The organism is Coleofasciculus sp. F4-SAH-05, assembly GCF_040222985.1.
GTDB lineage: Bacteria > Cyanobacteriota > Cyanobacteriia > Cyanobacteriales > Coleofasciculaceae > Coleofasciculus > Coleofasciculus chthonoplastes.
Genome location: NZ_JAVKBY010000062.1, coordinates 1 through 6,880 on the forward strand (window position 1 = coordinate 1; position 6,880 = coordinate 6,880).

Sequence of the window (6,880 nt, forward strand, 5' to 3'; positions counted from 1 at the left end):
CCCGACACCCGACACCCGACACCCGACACCCGACACCCGACACCCGACACCCGACACCCGACACCCGACACCCGACACCCGACACCCGACACCCGACACCCGACACCCGACACCCGACACCCGACACCCGACACTCATCACCGAATTCCTAACTCTTGGCTTTCATGATCTGCCCAGTCACCGCCAGACTTTCTTCATAGAGCAAATCGCGACTCCAACGCTGCAATTGCTGACTCAACAACTGCTCCGTTTTTTGGTCAAACATGGGAGTAACTTGCTGAATGCGGCACGATTGCGCCCCGCCATGTGCCTCCATCCGCATACAACCTGTGGTTTCTGAACACAACACAGTACAGCAGTCTGCATCCATATTTGTCGAACCCAAACGCAGGCTAATCAAATCTCCCGCTACTTCTCCCACATCAGCCGTGGGAATTCCGGCTAATTCAGCTTCTACCGGGCGATGTTCGGGAGTCGTAAATTTAACCCGTCGGATATCATATTCTCCGCCCTCTTTGGAATAGGAAACCGGACGCCATTGCAGTCGAGAGGCTAACCATCCCAGAAACATTAACGCTTGAGCTGGATTACCTTGCTCATAATCGATAGTAACTTGGTCAACCTCTTTGAGCGCAGAGCGGCGTTCTGGTGGATCAAATGCCTCAGCCGCCAATTCTTGCCATGAGGCTAACCGTTGCCAATTGAGGTCAGCCATGGGGATGTCCTGGGTGATAAAGTCCTGTAGTCGTGCCAACGCCTCTTCTGGTTTTTGGAAGGCACTGGAATCCACAATCACGTTATTGCTAATTCCAGCCAGTCGTTTGAACAACCCATAATCTGGATCAGGGGTTCCCTTCCACCAAATAAATTGGGGTAAATCACTAATCATCAGTTCACAGATCATACCCCCGATGCGCTCTAAAGCTGCTGGTGTACCACTCAAGGTAATGTATTCACAGCAAACCAGGGTACTTTGACTATGTTTTTGCATCGGACAAGAAGCAGAGACTTGAGCCGTCACCCCTTCATCTTCACCAACAATCGGACACAGGGCGATAATTCGACAAGGATTCGCCGCCGCGATCGCATCAGCAATTCCCGAACCTTCTATATCAGCTGAATAGGTTTGCCGTCTGGTTTGCCCATTTCCATTTATCTCTTGCTGATGCCGCTCATTATACTCTTCGCGCAGTTTCTCCTTGGTTTTGTCGTCTGCCTTACCTGTTCTCGGCAATCCATAAGTTTTCTGGGCAGCTTTGAGCGCCGCAAACATTCGCGGTCCGATAATTCCGTCAATGGGACCTGAATAATATCCCAATGCGCTTAAAAGCAGTTGAGTTTCTTCAGGTTCGTAAACCACCAACGTAAACGTGGTTGCCCGTACAGCACTAGGAACATCCGTATTATTATCTGTCGCACTGTAGCTTTGCCAAATATGACGCAGTTCTTCCTCAATTTCACTTAAGGAAACGTCTTTAGGTGATTGTAGAGATAGGATTGGAGGAGATTGTACCATCGTTATTATCCTTCGTTATTTGTTTTTGGTCATTTGTCATTTGTCATTCGTCATTTGTCATTTGTCATTTGTCATTTGTCATTGGTCATTGGTCATTGGTCAGGGAATAGGCAATAGGCAATAGGCAATAGGGTAATGAGTTATAGAAATTTTGTCTCCCATCTTCCCCTGCTCCCCCTGCTCCCCCTGCTCCCCCTGCTCCCCCTGCTCCCTCTGCTCCCCCTGCTCCCCCTGCTCCCCAACTAAGGTCTACGCCAGCGTCGTCCATCCCGATTAATCAGGTGTTCCGCCTCCCTAGGTTCCCACGTTCCGGCTTCGTATTGGGGAATCGTTCCGGGATCAGTGGGTGCTTCCCAAGCGGATAGGGCTGGGGTGATCACCCGCCATGCTTCTTCCACTTCATCGGCGCGGGTAAATAGCGTTTGATCTCCCAACATACAATCGAGTAATAATCGATTGTAGGCATCGGATGTTGCCATGCCAAAGGATGAGCCATAGCTAAAATCCATATCCACGGTGCGGGTACGAAGCTGTGGACCCGGCATTTTCGCCTCAAATCGCAGGGAAATGCCTTCATTGGGTTGAATCCGCATCGTCAGCACATTGGGACTGGTTTGTTGGGCGGCGGATTGGAAAATCAGTAAGGGAACATCCCGAAACTGAATCGAAATCTCACTGACTTTCTTCGGTAACCGCTTCCCAGTCCGCAGGTAGAAGGGAACACCTTGCCAACGCCAGTTATCGATCATGAGTTTCATCGCCACGTAAGTGGGTGTGATGGAGTTGGGATCAACGCCTTCTTCTTCTCGATATCCTGATACTGCCTCTCCTTTCATCCAGCCTGCCTTGTACTGACCGCGAACCGCTGAACATTCTAAGTTATTAATATCAGCTAAATGTGTTGCCTGAACTACTTTTACCTTTTCAGTCCGGATACTATCCGCATCCAGGGAATTGGGTGGCTCCATTGCGGTTAAGCAAAAGAGTTGCATCAAATGGTTCTGCACCATATCCCGCAGCGCACCCGATGTTTCATAGTAACCCGCTCTATCTTCGACGCCCACGGTTTCGGCTACAGTAATCTGAACGTGATCTACAAACTGGCGATTCCACAAGGGTTCAAAGATCGCGTTAGCAAAGCGGAAGACTAAGAGGTTTTGAACGGTTTCCTTCCCTAAGTAGTGATCAATGCGATAAACCTGTTCCTCACGACACACTTGCTGCACGACGCGGTTGAGAATTTGCGCTGAACTCAAATCTCGACCAAAGGGTTTTTCAATCACCAGGCGATGCTTAATTGGATCATCCAGCATGTCGGCTGTTCCCAGTTGGCGGATGGCTTCGGGGAAAAACTTGGGTGCCACGGCGAGATAAAATACCCGATTTCCCCGGGTTCCCCGTTTACCATCCAGTTCTGCCAAAAATGCTTTCAATTTCTGATAGCTGTCTGGTTTATCGATATTGCCGGGACAATAGAATAGCCCTTCAGCAAAATCATTCCACAGTTCTTCAGAGTGAATTCCGTCAGAAAACTCCTCAATCCCTTCCCGCATCTGTTCGCGAAAATAGTCATGACTCCATTCGCGACGGGCTACCCCAACAACTGTTATTTCTGAAGGAAGTCGTCGTTGGCGTTTAAGCTGATACAGGGAGGGAACTAGCTTGCGTTGGGTCAGGTCTCCAGATGCGCCAAAAATCACTAAAATCAGGGGTTCTGGACTCCGTTCCTGTTGTAAACCAACGCGCAGGGGATTTTCTGTAAATGTCACCATTTCGAGTTTTGAGTTGAGTGTAGAGACGTGCCATGGCGCGTCTTGGGTTTTGAGTGTGTAGGGGCGGGTTTTACTATATCTCGTTTCTAGACCTCACCCGGATGTGACTCAACCCGCCCCGACCAAGTTTATACTATGGGTTATTGATTTACACGGTTCATTGGCAATTTCCCGTTTCATGCGCTACCTCGGTAAGGGCGCAAGGATGGTGCCCCTACAGTAAGGGATACCTCACGCCTTAGGATATCGCTATACCGTTGCCAAGTCTTTGACCTTGCTATCCAGGGAGGACATTAAGGACTCAAAGGGCTTGACAAATTTGTCAATGCCTTCATCAAGCAGTTCATCCATGACTTGATCCAGATCGATCGCGATATCGGGATCTTTGAGGTTTTCAATTAACTGATAGGCTTCTTGCACACCCGTTTCAATCCGATTTTCCGGAGAACAGTGATCGGCACAGGCTTCGATAGTATTTGGGGGTAGGGTGTTGACCGTATTCGGACCAATCAACTCATCCACGTACATGACATCGCTGTAGTCGGGATTTTTGGTGCTGGTACTTGCCCACAGGAGGCGCTGTACGTTGGCACCTTTAGCAGATAAGGCTTTCCAGCGATCGGTTTGAATGACTTCTTTGAACTTCTGATAAGCGATTTTGGCATTCGCGATCGCGACTTTGCCTTTCACGCCTTTTAGTTTTGCCTCTTTCTCGATCTGGTCAACCCCAGCTTCGAGTTTTTTGTCAATGGAGTCGTCGATTTTACTGTCAATCCGGCTGAGGAAGAAACTGGCAACGGAGGCAATTTTGCTAATATCTTCTCCATTTTCTGCCCGTTTTTCTAAGCCTCGGACATACGCCCAAGCGGTGTCAATGTAACTTTGGATGGAGAAGAGGAGGGTGACATTGACGTTAATCCCTTCACTAATCACTTGCTCAAACGCAGGTAAACCTTCGGAAGTGCCGGGAATTTTAATCATCACATTTTCCCGACCAATAGCTTTATAATACCGACGGGCTTCATTAATCGTACTTTCGGTATCTTTAGCGATGGTGGGAGGAACTTCGATACTGACGTAACCATCCAGTCCATCGGTTTGGTCGTAAATCGGCTTGAGAACATCACAAGCATTACGAATATCGTCAAAGACGAGGGATTCATAAATCTCCTCTACCGATTTTTTTCCTTTAATCCCCGCTTCGATATCAGCATCATAAATTGCATTCCCGGCGATCGCTTTTTCAAAAATCGCTGGGTTGGAGGTAATCCCATGAACGCCGCGAGTTTCAATTAACTGCTTGAGTTCACCAGATTCAAGGATACTCCGGCTGAGATTATCCATCCAGATACTCTGACCATAATTGTTTTCGATTTGGAAGATAGGATTATTGGCTGTTGCTGTCATGCTTAAACTCCTAAGTTAGGGTATAGATTACTATTGGTCTGGATTCAAGGTCATATTTGTGCTTTAAGGAGCCTTGAATTCTTCGTTACGATTGATACTAGGCTAAGAACGAGACGCGATCGCTTCTTTGGATTCTCGCGCTCTTTCTTGAATAAAGGACTCCACTAACGCCACATCCTCTTTACTCCCGATAACCAACGGTGTGCGCGTATGGAGTTTTTCCGGTACCACATCCATCAGGTTTTCGGTGCCGGTACTGGCTCGACCCCCAGCTTGTTCTATTAAAAAGGCTAAGGGCGCGGTTTCATAGAGTAGACGCAACTTCCCTTCCGGTTTTTTCACGGTACCGGGATAAATAAATACGCCCCCTTGACACAAAATCCGATGGAAATCTCCCACTAAAGCTCCACTATAGCGAGCCGTATACCCTTCATGGCGATGGACGTAGCGAATATAGTCGCGAATCGATTCATCCCATTGCCAGAAGTTCCCTTCATTGACACTATAAACCGGTCCATGATCTGGCACTTGCATATTTTCCTGGGACAGAATAAACTCACCCAAGCTGGGATCAAGGGTAAACGCATGAACCCCAGTGCCAATGGAGTAGACCAGCATTGTACTCGGTCCATAGATCACATAGCCGGCGGCGATTTGTTGGTGTCCATCTTGCAACAGATCCGTGGCTTCGCCGTCGATATCGTCGCCTTGTTGCCGACGAATGGCAAAAATTGAGCCGATATTCAAGTTAATATCAACATTCGAGGAGCCGTCAATCGGATCATAGATCAGGGAATAGCGACCAATCGGGCAGTTTTCGGGAATGTAGTAAGGTTTTTCCATTTCCTCGGATGCCAAGCGGCAAACGAGTCCACTTTGTTTAAAGACCGAAATAAATACATCATTAGCATAAGCATCCATCTTTTTGACGGATTCGCCCTGCACATTCACATTCCCGGTAAATCCCAATGCACCTTCAACCAAATCAGCGCGACTCAACCGTCGGGAAATAATTTTGGCGGCTAAGGCAATACGATTCATTAAGGCACTGAGATCTTGGGCATCAGCACTGAAACTCTTAAGCTGTTGCAGAACGTGACGGGATAGCGTGGTACAATCCCGATCCAGAGAATGCTCTTCCACTAAAGACCGCTCGACATCTGCCATATTCTTTCCTCCTTATCGGTCACGCTGTTGGTAAGCGAGGGTACATCTTAAGAAGCCCTGATACCAATCCTGGCATGGTAGTCTTTTCCACTTTACTCCCTATCTTAGAGAGGCGTTGACCAACAAACGTCTTACTTTAGAGGAATTTTGACATCTTTTCCGGTTGGATGTGGCGGTTCAGTTGTTCAGATTGCATAGAAATGATGCCAAATTCAGGTTACTCAAGCCGTGCGATCGCCGTAAAGCCCGTTCCTTCGTAGTATTCGTAGGGTGCGTTAGGCGCGTTGGAGGATTAACTTTGATTATCTCAACACATATAGCACTACGAGGATACGTTAGGACATTTAAGGGAATACGATGAAATTCAAATTAATAAACCCCAATTCCTAATTCATTGGTTGTTTTTATCGCCCCTAAAACTACTCTGATTACTCCTCACCAGAACAAATGACAGCAAAGGCATCAACGCTTGAGGTGATAAGCGTAAAATTGGTGCGATCGCGCCAGTTTACGAGGTTTTTACTCAGGCTTGCATCCCGCATTCCTGCCTTGTTGCCATACCTTGAGACCGGAATCATCGAAAATTGCCTTATCAAACAAATACTAAATAGTATTGTAAAGTTTCAATAAGAATATAGTCAGATATCGTCATGTTGGCTAATATATACACAGGAAACGGATAAGACTATGAATTGTCCCTAAGTGCGATTGTTGTGTAATTGAGAGAATTTATGAAGAAAAAAAAACAGTTTTTAACCCCGAAAGGAAATATAGCAGCGATAGATTTGGGCATAAATAGGCTGCAACTTCAAATCAACCGGATTTTACTCCTTTGTTGATTAATGGCAGACCGTTAAAAAGCCTAAATAAATTTTATAACCAAAGTTCCTAGAATATTTGAGGAAAAGCATTCCCAAATGCGTTTAACCGCTATGGGATAGAGAGGTGCGTAGTTCACCCAAGGAGAATTAATCTCTCAAAGTAAAAGCGAAGGGAATTTCTGAAATGAAATTCAGTC

7 protein-coding genes and 1 pseudogene are annotated in these 6,880 nt (G+C 47.0%); 2 read left to right on the top strand and 6 right to left on the bottom strand.

All coding sequences use genetic code 11. The features are described 5' to 3' along the window. Positions 1-148 precede the first annotated feature (148 nt). Positions 149-1,516, bottom strand: coding sequence for a glucose-6-phosphate dehydrogenase assembly protein OpcA (opcA, locus tag RIG27_RS07475; RefSeq protein ID WP_446343857.1), 1,368 nt, complete (start codon positions 1,514-1,516; stop codon positions 149-151). Here opcA and RIG27_RS07480 point away from each other — a divergent pair. Further along, complete coding sequence (locus RIG27_RS07480; protein WP_446343859.1) at positions 1,498-1,626, top strand: hypothetical protein; 129 nt, start codon at positions 1,498-1,500, stop codon at positions 1,624-1,626. The genes opcA and RIG27_RS07480 overlap by 19 nt on opposite strands. Here RIG27_RS07480 and RIG27_RS07485 read toward each other — a convergent pair. The 5 genes from RIG27_RS07485 to RIG27_RS07505 form a co-directional block, all read right to left on the bottom strand. Further along, positions 1,602-1,784, bottom strand: a complete 183-nt coding sequence (locus RIG27_RS07485) for a hypothetical protein (protein ID WP_446343860.1) — start codon at positions 1,782-1,784, stop codon at positions 1,602-1,604. The two genes, RIG27_RS07480 and RIG27_RS07485, sit on opposite strands and share 25 nt — an antisense overlap. Further along, a complete protein-coding gene (gene zwf, locus RIG27_RS07490; protein WP_446343862.1) occupies positions 1,759-3,288 on the bottom strand; it encodes a glucose-6-phosphate dehydrogenase in 1,530 nt (509 codons plus the stop codon). The genes RIG27_RS07485 and zwf overlap by 26 nt, the downstream gene beginning before the upstream one ends. A 249-nt stretch (positions 3,289-3,537) precedes the next feature. Continuing rightward, on the bottom strand, positions 3,538-4,695 hold the full coding sequence (gene tal, locus RIG27_RS07495; protein WP_446343864.1) for a transaldolase: 1,158 nt from the start codon (positions 4,693-4,695) through the stop codon (positions 3,538-3,540). 102 nt (positions 4,696-4,797) lie between these two features. Further along, complete coding sequence (gene fbp, locus RIG27_RS07500) at positions 4,798-5,862, bottom strand: class 1 fructose-bisphosphatase (RefSeq protein ID WP_446340848.1); 1,065 nt, start codon at positions 5,860-5,862, stop codon at positions 4,798-4,800. A 428-nt stretch (positions 5,863-6,290) separates the two neighbouring features. Then, positions 6,291-6,440: a hypothetical protein gene (locus RIG27_RS07505; protein WP_446343866.1), complete on the bottom strand. Its 150-nt coding sequence runs from the start codon at positions 6,438-6,440 to the stop codon at positions 6,291-6,293. A gap of 113 nt (positions 6,441-6,553) precedes the next feature. Between RIG27_RS07505 and RIG27_RS07510 the strand changes: the two are divergent. After that, positions 6,554-6,745: pseudogene (locus RIG27_RS07510) on the top strand (RNA-guided endonuclease TnpB family protein); the annotation flags it as partial. Between the last annotated feature and the right edge of the window lie 135 nt (positions 6,746-6,880).